Source organism: Streptomyces sp. NPDC002076, from assembly GCF_053593835.1.
On record NZ_JBSFDI010000025.1, the window covers coordinates 1 to 18,792 of the forward strand.

Here is an 18,792-nt window from a genome sequence, read left to right on the forward strand (position 1 = left end):
ACCAGCAAACACGTCCAATACCTACACGTGGCTGCCAATGACATGAAAATCTCCTATCCGCTTACTTTCACAACGGTCGCTGCAGGGTTAGTGATCGCAAATGACCTCACACTTAGGTTACAGGCCGACCCTGAGCAAACTTGCTTGAGCGACAGCCAGCGTCTTTAAAATCCCACCGAAACATTTACCGCATCCTTTAGATTCTAGAGAAAAACAAAGTCGGCACTTTTAGGCGCTCTGAATAGCTTCGTTACTGCCAGAAAATGTCCGTGAAACGGCTGGCGGTCGGCCGAGCCGAGCCGAGCCGAGCCGAGCCGAGCGCACGAGCAGATGAGCCTAATGCGACCATTGCTGCTGCGTTTATATAAAATGACTAGTGCTGCATGTACAACAAGGTCTTGTACTACCAAATGTCTTATCACAATGTTGAATCATATTACAAAAGTAGCTGTTGTTGGCGTACGTTACCCTTCACCTGCTGTTGGCTGCCGTTGTTAGACTTCTAACAGTTACACTGAAAACATTTGATTTACGTTTAGGCTGGCGGTGGTAGCGGTCGATTCATAACAAACGCTTTGTTAAAGTCTGGCAAGCACAAAGTAACAGCAATCACTCGCTCAAACAGCCTTAACGAGCTGCCAAGCGGCGTCATTTGCTCTCGAGTCGACTATAGTCAGCCCAACACCGTAATTGCGGCTCTTAAGGGTCATGATGCCCTCGTTATTACACTTCGGGCGGGACTTTCTCAGGAAGTTGATATGATGCTTATAAACTCTGCCGCTCAGGCAGGCGTGCCATGGATCTTGCCTAACGAATGGGCACCGGACACGGACAACGAGGAGCTACGAAGAGACATCTCCGTCTTTAACCCGCAGGGCAAGCATACTCAGACGCGCATTCATGCGGTACTACTCACTATTCAGTCCTAGCGTCTGACTTCTCTATTGTGATTTAGCACATGTTCGTAGAGCGATAGTCGATCTAGGCAAGAGTTCGTACATCGCTGTTTCGACAGGCTTTTGGTACGAATGGAGCTTGGCCCATCCTGCAGCGTTCGGCTTCGACTTTGCTCACAGTATTGTCACACTATTCGATGACGGTGAGACTAAGGTCTCTCTATCTACCTGGCCGAGGGTTATGACGAGGACCTGCGGGGGCGCGAGCGCTTGGGCAGGCCCACGGCCTCGACCTCGAAGTTGTCCTTGGTGCAGTCCAGGCGGTGGAAGAGGTTGTCCGGGCCTGTCACGCACACCCTGGACACACCGGAGTCCTTCAACGCGGCCACGACGGCCGGCCAGTTGATGGGCCGGTCGAAGGTGTCCAGCATCATGGTGCGCAGCTCGTCCGCCGAGTTGATCACCGTGCCGTCCTGGTCGGTCACCACGGGCAGCTTCGGATCGGCGAACGCGTAGCGGGAGAAGACCTCCTCCTCGGCCCGGCGGCGCAGGGCGGCGAAGGCCGGGGCGTGCACCGGCGGGCGCATGCTGTACATCGAGTAGCCGCCCGCCTTGCTGATCCGCTCCTTCAACTCCTCCAGTTCGGTCTCCCGCAACGAGAGCATCGTGAAGCCGCGGTCGAGGTGGCCGGAGAACTCGTACCACACACCGCGCTCGTCGAAGTCGGCGAGGATCTCGGCGAGGCGCTCCTCGGGGGTGCGCACGAAGGAGTGGGTGACCACGTCGCTGTACTCCCGGCCGAAGAAGTCCTCCTCGAGCCGGGCGAGTTCCGCCGTGAGCCGGACCACCTCCGCGAACGGCAGCGAGCCGACGTAGGCCGCCGCCGCCTTCTGCCCGAAGCTCGGGCCCACGCAGATGTCCGGTACGACACCGAGGGTCTCCTCGGCGCGGTCGGCCATGGCCATGGAGTTGACCAGAAAGGCCACCTGGCTGAATTCGGAGTAGTCGTCCGTCTGTTCCCTGAAGTTGTCGAAGACCGAGGTGCCCAGAGCCTGGTCGGCCTCGGCGAGACGGGCCCGTGCGAAGGGGTCCAGGAGTAGGAACTTCCCCACTTCGGCGAACTTGGAAGGTCCCATTCCGGGAAACACGATCGCGGTGCGGGGCGCCGTGGATGTCGTCGTCATGGTCGTGTGAACGCCCTTTGCTGCTCGGGGGTGGTGCTGAATTCCGTCGATTCCCACCGGGTGCACGGGCCTAGTCCTGCGCGCGGCGGTGGAAACCGCGGATTCCGATGAATCCGTAGACCAGGCATCCCGCGGCGATGGCGCCTATGCAGATGGGCAGCGGAATCGAGTGCGGTCCGCCGGACGGCAGCAGCAGGCCGCGCATCGCCTCGCTGACGTAGGTCAGCGGGTTGAGGGTGCACAGGATCTGGAACCAGCGGATGTGGGACAGGCTCGCCCAGGGGAACTGGGTGGCGCCGGTGAACATGATCGGCGTGAGCGTCATGGCGAAGACGATGCTGATGTGCCGCGCCGGGGCCAGCGTGCCCAGCGTCAGGCCCACCGTGCCGCCGACCAGACCGCCCAGCGACAGGATGCCCAGGGTGGCCGGCAGGGTGTGCAGCGGCCAGGAGACGTGGTCGAGGAGGAGCAGGCCGATCGGGATCATGACCAACGAGCCGATCAGCCCGCGTATGGCACCGAACAGCACCTTCTCGATCGCGACCAGCACCACGGGGATCGGCGCCAGCAGCCGGTCCTCGATCTCCTTGGTGTAGGAGAAGTCGATGGCCAGCGGCAGGGCGGTGTTCTGCAGGCTCACCAGGAAGCTGTTGAGCGCGACGACGCCGGGCAGCAGCACCTGCTCGAACCCCGGCGTGGTGTAGCCGAGGTTGCCGAGCACCTTGCCGAAGACGAAGAGGATGAAGAAGGGCTCCACGAGGACCTGGCCGAGGAACGGCGCGATCTCACGGCCGGTGACGAAGATGTCCCGCCACAGGATGAACCAGAAGGTCCGCCAGCGGGTGGCCCGGCGCCGGTGCCGGCCGCCGCGGGCGGTCGGCTGTGCCTGGGGCTCGGCGGTGGCCGTCGGGTCGTCCGCCTCGGGGGCGGTGTCCTCGGTGGGCGCGGACGTGGCGGCGGTGGTCATCGCAGCTCCCTGCCGGTCAGCTCGACGAAGACGTCTTCGAGGGTGGAGTTGCCGACGCTCATGTCCTTGACCTCGCAGCCGGCTTCGGCGAGGGCGCGGATCACGGTCGGGAGGATCGTCGAGGAAGCGGCGTCGCTGTAGACCTTCAGCCGTACGTCCTTCGGACGGAAGTCGAGGTCGAGGTCGAGTTCGTCGTCCCCGTCCTGGTGCAGAACCTCGACGCCCGCCACGGACTCGATCCGCTTCAGACGCGCCAGGACCTCCTCGACCCCGTTCGGCGGCGGTGCCACCGTGACGGAGACCGAGGTGTTGCTGAGTGTCTTCATCAGGGCCTGCGGGGTGTCGAGGGCGAGGAGCTTGCCGTGGTCGACGATGCCCACCCGGTCGCACAGCTTCTCGGCCTCGTCCATGTTGTGGGTGGTGATGACCACGGTGACGCCCCGGCCGCTGAGTTCGGCCACCCGGTCGTGCACGAACAGCTGCGACTGGGGGTCCAGGCCGGTGGCGGGCTCGTCGAGGAACAGCACCCGTGGCCGGTGCATCAGCGCCCGGGCGATCATGACGCGCTGGGCCTGGCCGCCGGACACCTCGTCGGCGCGCGCCTGGCCGTGGTCGGTCAGTCCGACGAACTCCAGGCTCTCGTCCGCCAGTCGGTTGCGTTCGGAGCGGGGGAGCCCGTGGTATCCGGCGTGGAAGACGAGGTTCTGCCGGATGGTCAGTGAGCGGTCGAGGTTGTTGCGTTGCGGTACGACGGCGAACGACTGGCGGGCCAGCGCGGGCTTGGCCACCACGTCGACACCCATCACGAAGGCGCGCCCCGCGGTGGGGGCCACCCGGGTGGTGAGAATGCCGATCGTGGTGGTCTTCCCCGCTCCGTTCGGACCGAGGAAGCCGAAGACTTCCCCGTGGTTCACGCTGAAGCTGAGGTCTTCGACGGCGAATTGTTCTCGGTCGGGATATTTTTTGACCAGTCCGTCGACGAGGACGGCGGAATCCGCGGCACGTGTTGTATTCATGAAACCTGTGAATCAAGCTGGACGCGACACCGCCGCACCGGCGTTCTGCCGCGAGGGTCGCGTGCGGCCTGGCTGCGCGATGTGTGCGCCGACGGAAAGGAACGTGACAAAGGTGCCCGCCATGTGTAGCACGGTTTCTTTTCCCGTGGCCCGCGCGGGCCCCAAGTCAGGGGTGAGTGTGGGGGGTTAGGGGTGCGTAGGGGGAAAAGGCGGGTATGGCAATACCCGAATAACCCGTAGCATCGCCGTGTGATCGCCTCGAAGGATTCTTCGCACATATCAGCGCGGTCGCCGGCCGGATTCGGGTGGCTGCTGGTGGGCGCGGGCGGCACGCTGGGACGCGCGGTGCGGGCGCTGCTGGAGACGGCGGGCGCCGAGACGGTGGCGCTGGGACACGGTGACCTGGACATCACGGACCGGCACGCCGTCTCGGAAGCCGTCGCCGCACATCGTCCGCACACGGTCGTCAACTGCGCCGCGTGGACGGACGTCGACGCCGCGGAGCGCGACGAGAGCGCCGCCGCCCTGGTCAATGTCACGGGCCCGCGCCACCTCGCCCGGGCCTGCGTCGGCTCCGCTGCCCGGCTGCTGCACGTCTCCACCGACTACGTGTTCGGCGGCGACCCCGAGCACCGGGGCACGCCGTACGCGGAGGACGCGCCACCGCAGCCCCTTACCGCCTACGGGCGTACCAAGCTGGCGGGTGAGCGCGCCGTGCTGGCGGAGCTCCCGCAGGCCACCGTCGTGCGCACCTCCTGGCTGTACGGGCCGGCCGCCGACGGGGACACCCCGCCCGGGGGTCTCCCGATCACCGGCTTCGTGGGCACCATGGCCCGGTTCGCGGCCGAGCCGGACCGGACCGTCGACGTGGTCGACGACCAGCACGGACAGCCCAGTTGGGCGCCCGACGTCGCCGAAGCCCTGGTCGCCCTCGGCTCGCTGCCCCGGGACCGGACGTGCGGTGTCTTCCACGCCACCGGTGCCGGGCGGACCACCTGGTACGAACTGGCGCAGGCGGTCTTCCGGCTGCTGGACGCCGACCCGCTGCGGGTACGGCCGATCGGCAGCGACCAACTGGTGCGCCCCGCACGACGGCCGGCCTGGAGCGTGCTCGGCCACGACCGCTGGGCCGAGGCCGGCCTGCCCGCCCCGCGCCCCTGGCGGGCGGCGCTCCACGAGGCGATCACACAGAGCGGGGCACCGGCACAGCACGCGCGTGCCGCGGCGACGGAGGTCGGCTGAACCATGGAACCCCTGTCCATCGAAGGCGCCTGGCGGTACCGCCCGCGCCAGTTCGAAGACCCGCGCGGCACCTTCCTCGAGTGGTTCCGCGGCGATCTGTTTCGCGAGGCCACCGGCCGCGACCTCGACCCGGCCCAGGCCAACTGCTCGGTCTCGCGCCGCGGCGTGCTGCGCGGGGTGCACTACGCCGACGTCCCGCCCGGCCAGGCCAAGTACGTCACCTGCGTACGCGGCGCGGTGCGCGACGTGGTGGTGGACCTGCGCACCGGCTCACCCACCTTCGGACAGTGGGAGGCCGTCGAACTCGACGACCGCGACCGCGACGCCGTGTTCCTCACCGAGGGCCTCGGCCACGCGTTCCAGGCGCTCACCGACGACGCCACCGTCGTCTACCTGTGCTCCACCGGCTACCGGCCGAGCCGCGAGCACGGCGTCCACCCGCTCGACGCGGACCTCGGGATCCAGTGGCCGGACATCCCACTGGTGCTCTCCGAGAAGGACGCCGCCGCACCCGGGCTCGCCCAGCTGGAGGCCGCCGGCCTGCTGCCCTCGTACGAGGAGTGCCGACGCCACCTGCGCTCCCTCCCGCCGCGTCCCGCGGCGCCCACAACCGTCCTGGAGGCCTGAGTGAAGGCGCTCGTCCTGGCCGGGGGGTCCGGCACCCGCCTGCGGCCCCTGACCCACACCTCGGCGAAGCAACTCGTCCCGGTCGCCAACAAACCGATCCTCTTCTACGTGCTGGAGGGCATCGCGGAGGCCGGCATCACGGACGTCGGCATCATCGTCGGCGACACCGCGCAGGAGATCCGCGGCGCGGTCGGCGACGGCGCGACCTTCGGCATCCGCGTCACCTACATCCCGCAGGACCGCCCGCTGGGCCTGGCGCACGCCGTGCGCACCGCACGCGACTGGCTCGGCGACGACGACTTCGTGATGTACCTGGGGGACAACTTCCTGGTCGGCGGTATCCGCGCGCAACTGGCCGACTTCCGGCAGGCGGGACCCGACGCGCAGATCATGCTCACCCGGGTCGCTGACCCGTCGGCCTTCGGCGTGGCCGAACTGGACGACGCCGGCCGCGTCATCCGGCTCGAGGAGAAACCGCGGTTCCCCAAGGGAGACCTGGCCCTGGTCGGGGTGTACTTCTTCACCCCCGCCATCCACGACGCGGTCGCCGCGATCCGGCCCTCCGCGCGCGGCGAACTGGAGATCACCGACGCCATCCAGTGGCTCATCGACCACGGCACCGACGTCCGCTCCTCGGTGGTCACCGGCTACTGGAAGGACACCGGCAACGCGGCCGACATGCTGGAGGTCAACCGCTCGGTCCTGGACCGGCTGGACCCGCGTTGCGACGGCACGGTCGACGAGGCCAGCGAGCTCGTCGGCAGGGTGGTCGTGGAAGCCGGCGCCACAGTTGCGCGGTCCCGGATCGTGGGACCGGCGATCATCGGACGGGGCAGCCGCGTCGAGGACTCCTACATCGGCCCGTTCACCTCGGTCGCCGACCACTGCACCATCGCGGACAGCGAGATCGAGTACTCCATCGTCCTGACCGGCGCCGGCATCGACGGCGTACGCCGCATCGAGGCGTCCATGATCGGACGGCACGTCCAGGTCACCCCCGCGCCGCGCGTCCCCCAAGCCCACCGCCTGATCCTCGGCGACCACAGCAAAGTGCAGATCCGTTCATGAGACTTCTGATCACCGGCGCCGCCGGCTTCATCGGCTCCCACCTGGTCCGTACGATCCTCGGGGCCGGCAGACCGCTCGGTGACGACGTGCATGTCACCGCCCTCGACAAACTCACCTACGCGGGCCGCCGGGAGAACCTCGCACCGGTGGCGGACGAACCCGGTTTCGCGTTCGTCCACGGTGACATCACCGACGCGGAGCTGGTGAACCGGGTGATGCCGGAACACGACGCCGTCGTCCACCTGGCCGCCGAGTCGCACGTCGACCGCTCCATCGCGGCGGCCGGAGACTTCGTGACCACCAACGTGCTGGGCACCTCGGTGCTGCTGGAGGCCGCACTGCGGCACGGCGTCGGACCGTTCGTGCACGTGTCGACCGACGAGGTCTACGGCTCGGTGCCCACCGGCGCCTCCCACGAGGACGATCCCCTGCGGCCCAGCTCCCCCTACGCCGCGTCCAAGGCGTCCAGCGACCTGCTGGCCCTCGCCCACCACCGTACCCACGGCCTCGACGTGCGGGTGACCCGCTGCTCCAACAACTACGGCCCCTACCAGTACCCGGAGAAGGTGATCCCGCTCTTCGTCTCCCGCCTGCTCGGCGGCGGCACCGTCCCGCTGTACGGCGACGGCGAGAACGTGCGCGACTGGCTGCACGTCGACGACCACTGCCGTGCCCTCCTCGCGGTGCTCACCCGCGGCATCCCGGGATCGGTCTACAACATCGGCGGTGGCACGCAACTGACGAACCGTCAGCTCACCGAGATCCTGCTGAAGGCGTGCGGCGCGGACTGGGACCGCGTCGAGCCGGTCACCGACCGCAAGGGACACGACCGCCGCTACTGCGTCGACTGGTCGAGGATCCGTGACGACCTCGGCTACCGGCCGATGGTCGACTTCGCCCTCGGGATCACCGAGACGGTCGAGTGGTACCGCAACAACCACAAGGTGTGGACCCCGCTCCGGCAGGGGCTGCCGACTCCATGACCCATTCCATGACCCACGAGAAAACACCCGACGACATCGGGCTCATCAGGATTCTGCAACCGGAGACCCCGAGCAGTTTCCGACTCATCTGCTTTCCGGGCCACACGCATGCCACCGGGCGCTACCTCGGACTGGCGGAACTGCTGCTGCCCACCGTCGAGGTGCTGCTGATCCAGTACCCCGGCGACTCGGGCGACCTCGGCGACCACAGGCCCGAACCCGTCTGCGACTCCGAGGAAATGGCCTCCAGGATATTCGAGACACTCGCCGGCTTCACCGGCTCCCGGCTCGCGTTCCTCGGGCACCGCGCGGGTGCCCGGCTCGCCTACCGGGTGGCCGAACGGCTGGAGCGGGAGACCGCCGCACTGCTGCAGACCCTGTTCGTCTCCGGCAGCAACGCGCCGTGCGTGCACGCACCGCTCGGCCCCCCGACGCTCCGCTGCCGCATCGTGGCACTGGCCGCCGACCGCGATCCCCGCCTCACCCCGGCGGGGGTCCGCGCCTGGCGGCGCTGCACCAGCGGCCGCTTCGACCTGGAGACGCTCTCCGGGGCCCGCGGCTGCCTGGAATCGCACAAACGCGAGGTCGTCAACATCGTGCACGACCAACTCATGTCCCTCTCGCCCTTCGACCCGCCGGAACCGCCGGGACCCGGGGGAGAGCTGCGGCTGCTCGACCCGACCCACCACCCGCGCAACGCAAGGACCATGGACGCCGAGTAGGACAGGGAGCCTACGATGACAGCGAAAATATTCGGTGCCGACTCGGTGCAGACCCTCGACGCTTTCGAGCAGGACGCGCTGCGCGTCGCCAGCGTGATCCGGGACCGCGGCGTCGGCCCCGGAGACCGGGTCATGCTGAAGGCGGGGAACTCCACCGCCTACCTGTCGGTGCTGTTCGCCCTGATGCACGTCGGCGCCTCCATCGTGCTGGTCGACCAGCAGGAGCGCGCCGAGGAAACCCGCCGCATCGCCCTGCGGACCGGTGCGAAGGTCGTCTTCGTGGACGACGACGCGCCCGTCGACTGCGAGGCCGATCCGGTGCATCTCTACGAGTTGCTGGTGCCCTCCGCCGGCCTCACCGGCATGGAGGACCGACTCGACTTCGACACCTGGGGCCGCCTGCCCGACGGACTCATCATGTGGACGTCCGGCTCCACCGGCTCCCCCAAGGGCGTCGTCAAGAACGGCGCGAAGTTCCTGCGCAACCTGGAACGCAACGCCGCACAGGTGGGCCACCGCCCCGACGACGTACTGCTGCCGCTGCTGCCCTTCGCGCACCAGTACGGACTGTCGATGGTCCTGATCGCCTGGCTGACCCGCTGCTCACTGGTGATCGCCCCCTACCGGCGGCTCGACCACGCGCTGCGGATGGCCGGGCAGACCGGTACCACCGTCATCGACGCCACGCCGTCGAGCTACCGCAGCATGCTCAACCTGGTCACCCGCAAGCCGGCGCTGCGCACCCACCTGGAGCCGGTGCGGATGTTCTGCGTCGGCGCCGCCCCGCTGGACGCTCCGCTGGTGGCGCGCTACCAGGCCGAGTTCGGCCTGCCGCTGCTGGACAGCTACGGAAGCACCGAACTCGGCAACATCGCCTTCGCCACCCTGGACAACCCGGTCGCCTGCGGCCGGGCCATGGACGGCATCGAGGTGAGGATCGTCGACGAGGCGGGGCTCCCGCTGGCCGCGGGCGAGCCGGGGGAGATCGAGGTCGACACCCCCGACGGCCTGGAGGGCCATCTGGACGAGGACGGAACCGTTGCCCGCGTGCCGTCCGGCTGGCAGGCGACCGGCGACCTCGGCTACCTCGACGAGCACCGCAACCTGTTCGTCCTGGGCCGCAAGCTCGCCGTGCACCGCAACGGCTACACCCTCTATCCCGAGATGATCGAACGGAAGGCGGAAGCCGCCGACTGCCCGGTGCGGATCGTTCCGCTGCCGGACGAGCGGCGCGGTACCCAGCTGGTGTTCTTCGTGGAGGACGAGGAGGGCCGGGACGCCGCACACTGGCGCGAGGTGCTGGCGGGCCTGCTGCCCGCCTTCGAGCAGCCCAACCGCGTCCTGGTTCTCGACAGCTTCCCGCTCAACCGCAACGGCAAGCCCGACAAGCACCGCCTGGCCGAGCTCGCCCAGCAGTAGGGCAACGTCCCGGTCGGCGGTGCGCCGGCAGCGGATGAGAGCGCCGGTGAGGCCGGCGAGTGCGAGGACGTCTTCGCCGCTGGAGAGCGCCGAGGGCGTCCTCGCCGTCGGCGTCCCGCAGTGCGGTGAGACGCGGACGCGCCGCCGGCCGTGAGGCCGGCGGCATCGGCGGCTTCCCGGCGCGCTCGTCGATCGCGGCACGGCCGGCCGGGCTGATCAGCACCGGCCGGCCGCACCATCGCCTCAGGCGTACGGCAGCTCCACGGGAGCGAGCGCCTCGAAGAGGTCACCCGGCCCCGGGTTGGCGGGGTGTGCGGCACCGCCCAGGTGGTGCAGGACTCCCCACACGGCGTTGAGCGCCGTGGTCACCGCACCCTCGGCGAAGCCGGCCGTCCACGAGACGTCGTCCCCGCACAGGAAGAACCCTCGCTGCGCGGGGGTCATGCCCTCCTGCACGAACTGGGTGAACAGCCGCCGCTGGTAGCGGTAATGGCCCGGCAGGTTGGACTTGAACGCGCCCATGAAGTGGGGTTCGGTCTCCCACGTGACGGTGATCGGCTCGCTGATGATGTGCGAGCGGATGTCGGTGTCCGGGTAGATCTCCGACAGGCGCGCCAGCAGCGCCCGCAGCCGCTCCTCCGCGGAGAGGGTGGCGACCTTCAGCGAGTCGTCGTTCCAGGTGTACGACAGGCACATCACGGCCGGCCGGTCGGGGCCCTCCTCGAACAGGTAGACACCGCGCGGCAGCCGGTCGGTGAGCGTCATGCTCATCACGTGCTGCCCGGTCACCGGGTCGACGTCCCGCCAGAACGGGCGGTCCACCAGCACGAACAGCTTGGACGCCCCCATGTAGTGGGTGCGCTCGACCGCCGTCCAGTGCGCGGCCGGCAGCAGCGCCGGGTCGCAGTCGACGCGGTGCAGCAGCGTCCACACGTGCGGGGTGTACACGACCGCCGGGTACTCGCGCTCCTCCTGGCCGGCGTCCCGTACCGCTATGCCGCCCGCGGTGCGCCTCAGCCCGACCGCTCCCGGGCGCGGCGACCCGCCGTGCAGGGCCGCCAGGGACGTTCCTGCCGGCCAGTGCACCGGATCGGCGGGAACGTGCTGCCACAGGCCCAGCGGCACCTGCTGGGCGCCACCGTCGATCAGCACCTGGTTGTCGTCCGCCTCGGTGAACACCACGCGGAGGATCTCCAGGAAGGAGTTGGGGAAGTCCGTGTCCCAGCCGCCCGTGCCGAACCCGACCTGGCCGAACGTCTCCCGGTACCGGAACGACTGGAAGGCCGGGGTCGTGGCGAGGAAGCCGTAGAAGGACTGGTCGTCGAATTCGGTGACCAGCCGGTTCCACACGGCTTTCAGGGTCTCCGTGTCCCGCCGCTGGATGGCGTCCCGCACGGTGGACAACTCGGCACGTTCCTGCAGCGCCTTGGCCCAGGCCTCGGCCACCTCCTGGTAGAGCCCGGGCAGTTCGTCCGCGGACCGCACCAGGTGCCGGCTGCCGCCCAGATCGACGACGGTGCTCGGGGTGCACGCGGCCAGCGGGTTGGGGAAGGGACGGGTGGCGAGACCGAGCATGCCGACGTAGTGGAACAGCGACCGGGCCGACAGCGGGAAGCGCATGGCGCCCATCTCGGCCACGTACCGCGGATCCTCCGGGAAGGGCACCGAACGCATCCTGCCGCCCAGTTGCCCGGTCTCGTACACCACGGGCCGCAGCCCGAGCCGCATCAGCTCGTACGCCGCCGTCATCCCGGCCATGCCGCCTCCGACGACCGCGACTTCGGTGCCCCGCAGTGCTTCGGGGAGCACACCCAGCCCGGCCGGATGGCTCAGCCAGCGGTCGTAGGAGAAGGGGAAGTCCGGCACCAGCATGGTGGTCGGGGAGGGGCCGGCAGTCGACATGGTGGAAAAACCTCTCGGCCGTGTCGGCAACGGGGCCGCGGAATCGCAGATCGCCCCGGCGCTCTCACGCTAGGGAGGGCCGCTCCGGGCGGACAACCCCTACCGACCCCGGGTCGCCCGCTCCGGGGCCGGCGCGGCGACTTCAGGGCGCGGCCGCCAGCACGATCGCCGTGACCAGCAGCCCGCGCCGGGCCGCCCAGCGTCCCGAGAAGGCCCCCACACGTTGCCCCGCGGCGTTGCGTGCCGGGCGCAGGATCCGCGCGTGGAAGGCACCGTGAGCGCCCTGTTCCGGCCCCGCCCCCGCGGTCCCGGAGAAGATGATCTCCGCGTCGTCGAAGTCCAGTTCGCTGCGCATCATCGGGAACCACGCCTTGTACACGCACTCCTTGGCGCTGAACAGCAGCCGGTCCCGGTGCACCGGGACCGGCGACGCAGTCCGCGCCCAGGCCAGTTCCCGGGGCAGCGCGATGGACTCCAGCACCCCCTGCCGCAGCGGCCCGTCGGGCTCCGCGTCGATGCCGACGGCGGTCACGTCCGACGCCCGGGCCAGCGCGGCGGCGCGGTAGCCGTCGCAGTGCGTCATGCTGCCCACCACTCCGGCGGGCCACTGCGGAATGTTGCGCACCCCGGGCAGCACCGGCGCCGGGGGCAGGCCCAGACCGGCCAGCGCCTGCCGGGCACACGCCCGTACGGTGGCGAACTCCCGGCGCCTGCGTTCGACCGCATGCCCCAGCACCCGGCGCTCCTCGGGGAACAGCGCCTCCTCGTCCCGGTCCTCGAACGCCTCGGCGCACACGACCGTCCCCGGCATCAGCTCGCCGATCACACGCTCTCCCGCTGCCGGACGCCGTCCGCGCCGCTTCCGGCGGGGGCGGGAGGATGCGGCAGGATCCGCCGCAGCAGTCCCCGCGGATGTCCCCGGCGCCGCCACTCACGCGGGTAGCCGACCGAGACCTCCTCGTGCCGCACCCCGTCGTGCCACGTCGTCCGGGGGATGTGCAGATGGCCGTAGACCACCGCCGCGGTGCGGAACCTGCGGTGCCAGTCCGCCGTCCGCACGGTGCCGCACCACTGGGCGAACTCCGGGTACCACAGCACCTCGGTGGGCTCGCGCACCAGCGGATAGTGATTGACCAGCACCAGCGGCACGGACGGATCGTGCGCCGCGAGCCGCCGTTCGGTGGCCTCGACCCGGGCGGCGCACCACGCCTCCCGGGTGGGGTAGGGGTCCGGATGCAGCAGGTACTCGTCGCTGCACACCACCCCCGTGGCGTGCGCCCGGGCCAGCGACTCCTCCTTGGTGGCGGCGCCCGGCGCCCGGAAGGAGTAGTCGTAGAGCAGGAACAGCGGGGCCACCGCGACCGGCCCGTCCTCCCCTTCCCACACCGGGTACGGGTCCTCCGGGGTGACCACGCCGAGGCCCCGGCACATCTCCACCAGGTACCGGTACCGCCGCTCGCCGCGCAGCTGGACGGGGTCCTCGCGCGGTGTCCACAGCTCGTGGTTGCCCGGCGCCCACACCACCTTCGCGAACCGCTGCGACAGCAGCCGCAGCGCCCACTCGATGTCCGTGGTCAGCTCGCCCACGTCTCCGGCGACCAGGAGCCAGTCACCGTCCGAGCCCGGCCGCAGCGACTCGGTGATGGGCCGGTTGTCCGCCATACCGATGTGCAGATCGCTCACGGCGAGCAACTGCCCGCCGGATCTCGCCGGCTCGGCGGGCTGCGCCGGTATGTCATGCGCTGTGTGCGACATCGCTGTCCAAACTGACCGGGAGGTCCTGTCGGTGACTGATGTTCATCTTGCGGTAGACCCGGGTGAGGTGCTGTTCGACCGTGCTGACCGTGATGAACAGCTTCGCGGCGATCTCCCGGTTGGTGTGGCCGTAGACGGCCAGCGCCGCGACCCGCCGCTCGGCGTCGGTCAGAGAGGCCAGCGCCGCGGCATCCGGCCGCACCGCGTCCGCGCCGTCCCGCCCGGTCTCCGGCGCGGCGTCGCGCCCCGGCTCCGGCTGCAGGGAGCGGCTCAGCTCCTCGGCGCCGCACGAGTCGGCCGACTCCCTTGCCTTGCGGGCCAGTTGCCTGCCCTGCGCGGTATTGCCGACCCGACGGTGCGCCTGCCCCAGGTCGGCGAGGGCGCGAGCGCTCTCGTAGCGGTCCCCGGACTCCCGCAGCGCGGTCAGGGCCCGGCCGAGCAGCCCGATGCGCTCCCAGGGCGGCCGGGTGGCGGCCAGGATCCGCAGCGCCGGGCCGCGGGCGGCCGGCTGTCCGGGCCGGTTCAGTTGCTCCTTGGCCAGGGCGGCGGCCTTGGTGTGGTCGCCCAGGGCCAGCCAGGTCTCGGCTGCGCCCAGCCGCCAGGGCGCGAGGGAGGCGGTGTCCATCCGCCAGGCGGTCATCCGCTCGCCACAGGCCAGGAAGTCGGCGAGGGCGGCGTCGTGGCGGCCGGTGGCCAGCTGGTGACGGCCGCGCGCGTACAGGTAGTGCACCCCGTACCGGGTGGCGAACATGGTCGACGCCATCGGGGTCTCGAGCAGCTCGGCCGCGCGGTTGTGGTGGCCCATCGCGGTCCTGGCCTCCACCAGCGTGCCGAGCGGCATGCCGACGGCCACCCCCCATGCGTGGGCCGGCAGCTGCTCCAGCGCGCGCTCGACGAGCTCCGCGGCCTCGCTCAACCGGCCCTGGCGCAACGAGATCTGACCGCGCATCGCGTTGAGTGCCGTCTGCCAGCCCGGGAAGGACCGGCCCTCCGCCCCGGCCAGGAACCGCTGGCACCATCGCGTGGCCTGCTCCAGCCGGTCGGCGTACACCAGCGCCAGCAGTGCCACCCGCACCTGGTCGAATCCCTGCTCCGTCGGCTGGTTCGCCTCGAGGAGCCGGTCCGCCTCGGCGGTCGCGGACTCGTCCCACTCCTGGTAGAGCGCGGCGCGCAGCAGGCGGAACGACCGCAGTGAGTCGCTGCCGGCCGTGTCCGCCGGCGAACGCTGTGCGCCGTCCAGTCGTTGCAACAACTCCCGGATCGCCCCGAGGGCGTCGGGATAAGTGGTGGCCAGCATCATCTGGACGGTCCGCACCTGGGTGTCGAGGACCGGGTCGGGCCTGCCCGACATTGCCTCGTCGACCTGGCGGATCAGTGCCGCGGCATCGTCCGTGCGCCCGTTCCACAGCAGCCCCACCGCGAGGCGCAGCGTCTGGGCGGGCGCCAGCAGGCCGGCCCGGGCCGGCTCGGTCAGCGACTGCATCCAGGGTCCGGACGCCGAGGGCTTGAGCCGCCAGATGAGCTGGGCCAGGTCCGCCTGGATCGTGAGCCGCTCCTGCTCGTCGGTGCTGCAGCGTTCGGCTGCCTGCAGGCACTGCGTGGCGAGGGCGGTGTCGTCCTCGTCGAGCGCCTGCCGCGTCGCCTCCCGCAGGACCGCGACCGCCCATGCCTCGTGGGGCACGGCCGACTCGTGCGCGATCAGCTGGCGGGCCGTCTCCACCGCCGGGGCCCCGTTCTCGTGGAGCCACCGCGCGGCGTCCGTACGGAACCGGCCGGCCTGCTCCGCGGGTACGTCCTGCAGCACGGCACGTCGGGCGGCCTCGTGCCGGAAGCCGGTGCCGTCCAGGATGCCCGCCCGGGTGAGGGAGACCAGGCATCCGCGGACCGCCGGCTCCTCGAGCGAGGTCAACGCGCACAACAGCCGCACCCGTTCGGCACCGCCCAGCACGGCGACGGCCCGGGCGACCCGCACCCCCGCCGCACCATGACGGTGCACACAGGCCAGCGTCGCCTGCCGGAACATCTCACCGGTCTCGGGGGCCGCCCCGTCCCGGACCCCGGAGGCGCCCGAGGTGCGGGGGCGGCCCGAGGCGTCGTCCAGCAGCGCGTGCACCAGTAAGGGACTGCCGCCGGTCGCGGCATGCCATGCGGGCGCGAACCGCGCGGCGTGCGCCGTGCCGTACGTCCCGGCCAGCAGGCCCTCGACGCCCGTCACCGTCAGGGGGCCGAGCCGGACGTCGCATATCTGGGCCCGGTGCGGGAGTTCCGCGAGCGCGGCGGGCATCGCGGCGTCCGGGGAGCCCAGCGCGACCAGCAGCGAGAACGTTTCGGCAGGCATCAGCTCCCAGGTGTGCGTCAGGCAGGCCAGCGACTCCGGGTCCGCGAACTGCACGTCGTCGATGACGATGAGCACCGGCCCGGCCGACGCCGCCCGGGCCAGCCGCTGACGGAACGCCGGGTGGAGGGCGTGGTGGCGGGCCGCCTCGGTCCGAGCTGCCACCGGCTGCGGTGGCGAACCCTGCGCGGCGGCCGCCGGGTGGCCCGACGGCGCCGGCGGAAGCCCATGGATCAGCTGCTCCACGACCGCGTAGGGAAAGGCCTGTTCATCAGGGGCCCCGACCGCGCTCAGCAGACGCGCACCGCGGGACGTGACGTGTTCCGCCACACGGTGCAGCAAGGCGGTCTTTCCCGATCCGACGGCGCCGGCGACGACGCCGACCCGGCCCCGGCCGTGCGCCTCACCAGCGAGGAACCGGGTGAGTCTCGCGGTCTCCTTATCCCGTTCCAGCAACATCGTCAATTCCTTCCCGTTAATTGCGCGCAAAGAATTGAGGTAGCTCCCGAGAGATGTCGCCGGGCACTGGTCCGCTACCGATCAGTAGAAAGGCTCGTAGGCATCGAAGGGTGGTGTGCGGTGGGTCCGAATGATCGTCAGTAAGAATGCTTGCACCTCATGTGTCTTCACCCGGGCGAAGCGGATGACCGCGGCTGCCCGGCACTTCCCCATGGGCCTCGAAGCCGACGTCAATGTCCGGAAAGCACTGGTCAGTTGCTTTTACGGTGGGCCGGTTGCGTCGGTTCCGAACCTCTGCACGAGGCCCGCGATGGTGACTCTAGCAACGACTGGGCCCCGTGAAGAAAGTTCGCCTGGCGGTGACGGCGTGTTATGTAAGAGGATATTCACAAACTGTGACGTCCTGTGTTCCGCAGCGGCCCGCTCGCCGGTCGCCGCTCCTCCGGGCGGCGCGGCGACGATTAGGGGTTGCCGGCGAAGGTTAGGGGGAGTTGCAGGTGGAACCGTCGGCGGGTACGGGATTCAATCATCGAGCGCGAGCCCGCCGGGGCCGCGGACCATGATGTCGCCCGGACTGCTGCCGGGCCCGGGGTGGAGCTGGTCCAATGACGACGACAGAGGCGACGCAGTCGACGGCGGCCCCGACGACCGCCGCCGGCGATGCCCGCGGCCGGGTCGCCGAGCTGCACGCGATTCGTGCCCGGGCCGTGGCGGGCCCCAGCGAGAAGGCGACCGAGGCGCAGCACGCCAAGGGCAAGCTGACGGCACGGGAGCGGATCGAACTGCTCCTGGACCCGGGGTCCTTCCAGGAGGTCGAGCAGCTGCGCCGGCACCGCGCGCAGGGCTTCGGCCTTGAGGCGAAGAAGCCGTACACCGACGGTGTCATCACCGGCTGGGGCACGGTGGAGGGCCGTACGGTCTTCGTCTACGCGCATGACTTCCGGATCTTCGGCGGCGCGCTGGGCGAGGCCCACGCCACCAAGATCCACAAGATCATGGACATGGCCATCGCGGCCGGCGCGCCCCTCGTGTCGCTGAACGACGGCGCCGGCGCCCGTATCCAGGAGGGCGTCAGCGCCCTGGCCGGCTACGGCGGCATCTTCCAGCGCAACACCAAGGCGTCCGGCGTCATCCCGCAGATCTCGGTGATGCTGGGCCCGTGCGCGGGCGGCGCGGCGTACAGCCCCGCCCTGACGGACTTCGTGTTCATGGTCCGTGAGACCTCGCAGATGTTCATCACGGGCCCGGACGTGGTCAAGGCGGTCACGGGTGAGGAGATCACCCAGAACGGGCTCGGCGGCGCCGACGTCCACGCCGAGACCTCCGGTGTCTGCCACTTCGCGTACGACGACGAGGAGACCTGCATCGCCGAGGTGCGGTACCTGCTGTCGCTCCTGCCGCAGAACAACCGCGAGATGCCACCGGACGTAGCCGGTGACGACCCCGCCGACCGCCGCTCCGACGTCCTGCTGAAGCTCGTGCCGGTGGACGGCAGCCGGCCGTACGACATGCGCGAGGTCATCCAGGAGATCGTCGACGACGGCGAGTTCATGGAGGTCCACGAACGCTGGGCGGCCAACGTCATCGTCGCCCTGGCCCGCCTCGACGGTCAGGTCGTCGGCGTCGTCGCCAACCAGCCCCGGGTGCTGGCGGGCGTCCTGGACATCGAGGCGTCCGAGAAGGCGGCCCGCTTCGTCCAGATGTGTGACGCCTTCAACATCCCGCTGATCACGCTGCTGGACGTACCGGGGTTCCTCCCGGGCGTCGATCAGGAGCACAACGGCATCATCCGGCACGGTGCCAAGCTGCTGTACGCGTACTGCAACGCGACGGTGCCGAGGATCTCGCTGATCCTGCGCAAGGCGTACGGAGGTGCCTACATCGTCATGGACTCCCAGTCCATCGGCGCGGACCTGACCTATGCCTGGCCGACCAACGAGATCGCCGTGATGGGTGCGGAAGGCGCGGCGAACGTCGTCTTCCGCCGCCAGATCGCCGAGGCCGAAGACCCCGAGGCCATGCGCGAGCGCATGGTCAAGGAGTACAAGGCCGAGCTGATGCACCCCTATTACGCGGCGGAACGCGGCCTGGTCGACGACGTCATCGACCCGGCCGACACCCGCGAGGTGCTGATCCGTGCTCTCGCCGTGCTGCGCACGAAGCACGCCGACCTGCCGGCCCGCAAGCACGGCAACCCCCCGGTCTGACGGCGCACTT

14 protein-coding genes and 1 pseudogene are annotated in these 18,792 nt (G+C 69.8%); 8 read left to right on the forward strand and 7 right to left on the reverse strand.

Translation table 11 applies throughout. The features are described 5' to 3' along the window. Positions 1-551: 551 nt before the first annotated feature. Positions 552-929: pseudogene (locus tag ACWCQS_RS37305) on the forward strand (NAD(P)H-binding protein); the annotation flags it as partial. Between the two features lie 206 nt (positions 930-1,135). Here the strand turns inward: ACWCQS_RS37305 and ACWCQS_RS37310 are convergent. From ACWCQS_RS37310 to ACWCQS_RS37320, 3 genes are all read right to left on the reverse strand, one after another. Beyond that, positions 1,136-2,080 (reverse strand): ACP S-malonyltransferase, encoded by a 945-nt coding sequence (locus tag ACWCQS_RS37310; RefSeq protein WP_451008599.1) that lies wholly within the window; start codon positions 2,078-2,080, stop codon positions 1,136-1,138. A 70-nt stretch (positions 2,081-2,150) separates the two neighbouring features. Then, positions 2,151-3,047 (reverse strand): ABC transporter permease, encoded by an 897-nt coding sequence (locus tag ACWCQS_RS37315; protein WP_451008600.1) that lies wholly within the window; start codon positions 3,045-3,047, stop codon positions 2,151-2,153. Next, positions 3,044-4,063, reverse strand: coding sequence for an ABC transporter ATP-binding protein (locus ACWCQS_RS37320; RefSeq protein WP_450987036.1), 1,020 nt, complete (start codon positions 4,061-4,063; stop codon positions 3,044-3,046). Before ACWCQS_RS37320 ends, ACWCQS_RS37315 begins: the two co-directional genes overlap by 4 nt. Positions 4,064-4,312: 249 nt before the next feature. On the opposite strand from ACWCQS_RS37320, the gene rfbD reads away from it, so the two are divergent. From rfbD to ACWCQS_RS37350, 6 genes are read left to right on the forward strand one after another with little or no spacing between them, the layout of a single operon-like run. Further along, entirely contained in the window at positions 4,313-5,305 is a 993-nt protein-coding gene (rfbD, locus tag ACWCQS_RS37325; RefSeq protein WP_451008601.1) for a dTDP-4-dehydrorhamnose reductase, read from the forward strand. Positions 5,306-5,308: 3 nt separating this feature from the next. Beyond that, on the forward strand, positions 5,309-5,932 hold the full coding sequence (locus ACWCQS_RS37330) for a dTDP-4-dehydrorhamnose 3,5-epimerase family protein (protein ID WP_451008602.1): 624 nt from the start codon (positions 5,309-5,311) through the stop codon (positions 5,930-5,932). Then, complete coding sequence (locus ACWCQS_RS37335) at positions 5,933-7,000, forward strand: glucose-1-phosphate thymidylyltransferase (protein WP_451008603.1); 1,068 nt, start codon at positions 5,933-5,935, stop codon at positions 6,998-7,000. It abuts the gene before it with no gap. Next, positions 6,997-7,983 carry a dTDP-glucose 4,6-dehydratase gene (gene rfbB / locus ACWCQS_RS37340; RefSeq protein ID WP_451008604.1) on the forward strand — a complete coding sequence of 329 codons (987 nt, stop codon included), beginning with the start codon at positions 6,997-6,999 and terminating at the stop codon, positions 7,981-7,983. Before ACWCQS_RS37335 ends, rfbB begins: the two co-directional genes overlap by 4 nt. A gap of 8 nt (positions 7,984-7,991) precedes the next feature. Further along, the gene (locus ACWCQS_RS37345) at positions 7,992-8,705 is read left to right on the forward strand and encodes a thioesterase II family protein (RefSeq protein ID WP_451008605.1); all 714 of its coding nucleotides are present in this window, start codon (positions 7,992-7,994) and stop codon (positions 8,703-8,705) included. Between the two features lie 15 nt (positions 8,706-8,720). Further along, positions 8,721-10,124, forward strand: a complete 1,404-nt coding sequence (locus ACWCQS_RS37350) for a class I adenylate-forming enzyme family protein (protein ID WP_451008606.1) — start codon at positions 8,721-8,723, stop codon at positions 10,122-10,124. 243 nt (positions 10,125-10,367) lie between these two features. Here ACWCQS_RS37350 and ACWCQS_RS37355 read toward each other — a convergent pair whose 3' ends face one another. The 4 genes from ACWCQS_RS37355 to ACWCQS_RS37370 form a co-directional block, all read right to left on the reverse strand. After that, positions 10,368-12,026 (reverse strand): flavin monoamine oxidase family protein, encoded by a 1,659-nt coding sequence (locus tag ACWCQS_RS37355; protein ID WP_451008607.1) that lies wholly within the window; start codon positions 12,024-12,026, stop codon positions 10,368-10,370. 142 nt (positions 12,027-12,168) lie between these two features. After that, a complete protein-coding gene (locus ACWCQS_RS37360) occupies positions 12,169-12,852 on the reverse strand; it encodes a 4'-phosphopantetheinyl transferase family protein (protein WP_451008608.1) in 684 nt (227 codons plus the stop codon). Next, positions 12,849-13,781 carry a metallophosphoesterase family protein gene (locus tag ACWCQS_RS37365; protein WP_450987045.1) on the reverse strand — a complete coding sequence of 311 codons (933 nt, stop codon included), beginning with the start codon at positions 13,779-13,781 and terminating at the stop codon, positions 12,849-12,851. Before ACWCQS_RS37365 ends, ACWCQS_RS37360 begins: the two co-directional genes overlap by 4 nt. Further along, positions 13,762-16,575 carry an AAA family ATPase gene (locus ACWCQS_RS37370; protein ID WP_451008609.1) on the reverse strand — a complete coding sequence of 938 codons (2,814 nt, stop codon included), beginning with the start codon at positions 16,573-16,575 and terminating at the stop codon, positions 13,762-13,764. Before ACWCQS_RS37370 ends, ACWCQS_RS37365 begins: the two co-directional genes overlap by 20 nt. Positions 16,576-17,180: 605 nt before the next feature. Here ACWCQS_RS37370 and ACWCQS_RS37375 point away from each other — a divergent pair. Beyond that, on the forward strand, positions 17,181-18,782 hold the full coding sequence (locus ACWCQS_RS37375; RefSeq protein WP_451008610.1) for an acyl-CoA carboxylase subunit beta: 1,602 nt from the start codon (positions 17,181-17,183) through the stop codon (positions 18,780-18,782). Positions 18,783-18,792 lie beyond the last annotated feature (10 nt).

What these genes read in the sequence shown, in the direction of transcription:
- ACWCQS_RS37320 (WP_450987036.1), bottom strand. Translation starts at nt 4,063, where the DNA reads ATGAATACAACACGTGCCGCGGATTCCGCCGTCCTCGTCGACGGACTG.
- ACWCQS_RS37350 (WP_451008606.1), top strand. Translation starts at nt 8,721, where the DNA reads ATGACAGCGAAAATATTCGGTGCCGACTCGGTGCAGACCCTCGACGCT.
- ACWCQS_RS37330 (WP_451008602.1), top strand. Translation starts at nt 5,309, where the DNA reads ATGGAACCCCTGTCCATCGAAGGCGCCTGGCGGTACCGCCCGCGCCAG.
- ACWCQS_RS37310 (WP_451008599.1), bottom strand. Translation starts at nt 2,080, where the DNA reads ATGACGACGACATCCACGGCGCCCCGCACCGCGATCGTGTTTCCCGGA.
- ACWCQS_RS37370 (WP_451008609.1), bottom strand. Translation starts at nt 16,575, where the DNA reads ATGTTGCTGGAACGGGATAAGGAGACCGCGAGACTCACCCGGTTCCTC.
- ACWCQS_RS37355 (WP_451008607.1), bottom strand. Translation starts at nt 12,026, where the DNA reads ATGTCGACTGCCGGCCCCTCCCCGACCACCATGCTGGTGCCGGACTTC.
- ACWCQS_RS37345 (WP_451008605.1), top strand. Translation starts at nt 7,992, where the DNA reads ATGACCCACGAGAAAACACCCGACGACATCGGGCTCATCAGGATTCTG.
- ACWCQS_RS37375 (WP_451008610.1), top strand. Translation starts at nt 17,181, where the DNA reads ATGACGACGACAGAGGCGACGCAGTCGACGGCGGCCCCGACGACCGCC.
- rfbB (WP_451008604.1), top strand. Translation starts at nt 6,997, where the DNA reads ATGAGACTTCTGATCACCGGCGCCGCCGGCTTCATCGGCTCCCACCTG.
- ACWCQS_RS37315 (WP_451008600.1), bottom strand. Translation starts at nt 3,047, where the DNA reads ATGACCACCGCCGCCACGTCCGCGCCCACCGAGGACACCGCCCCCGAG.
- ACWCQS_RS37365 (WP_450987045.1), bottom strand. Translation starts at nt 13,781, where the DNA reads ATGTCGCACACAGCGCATGACATACCGGCGCAGCCCGCCGAGCCGGCG.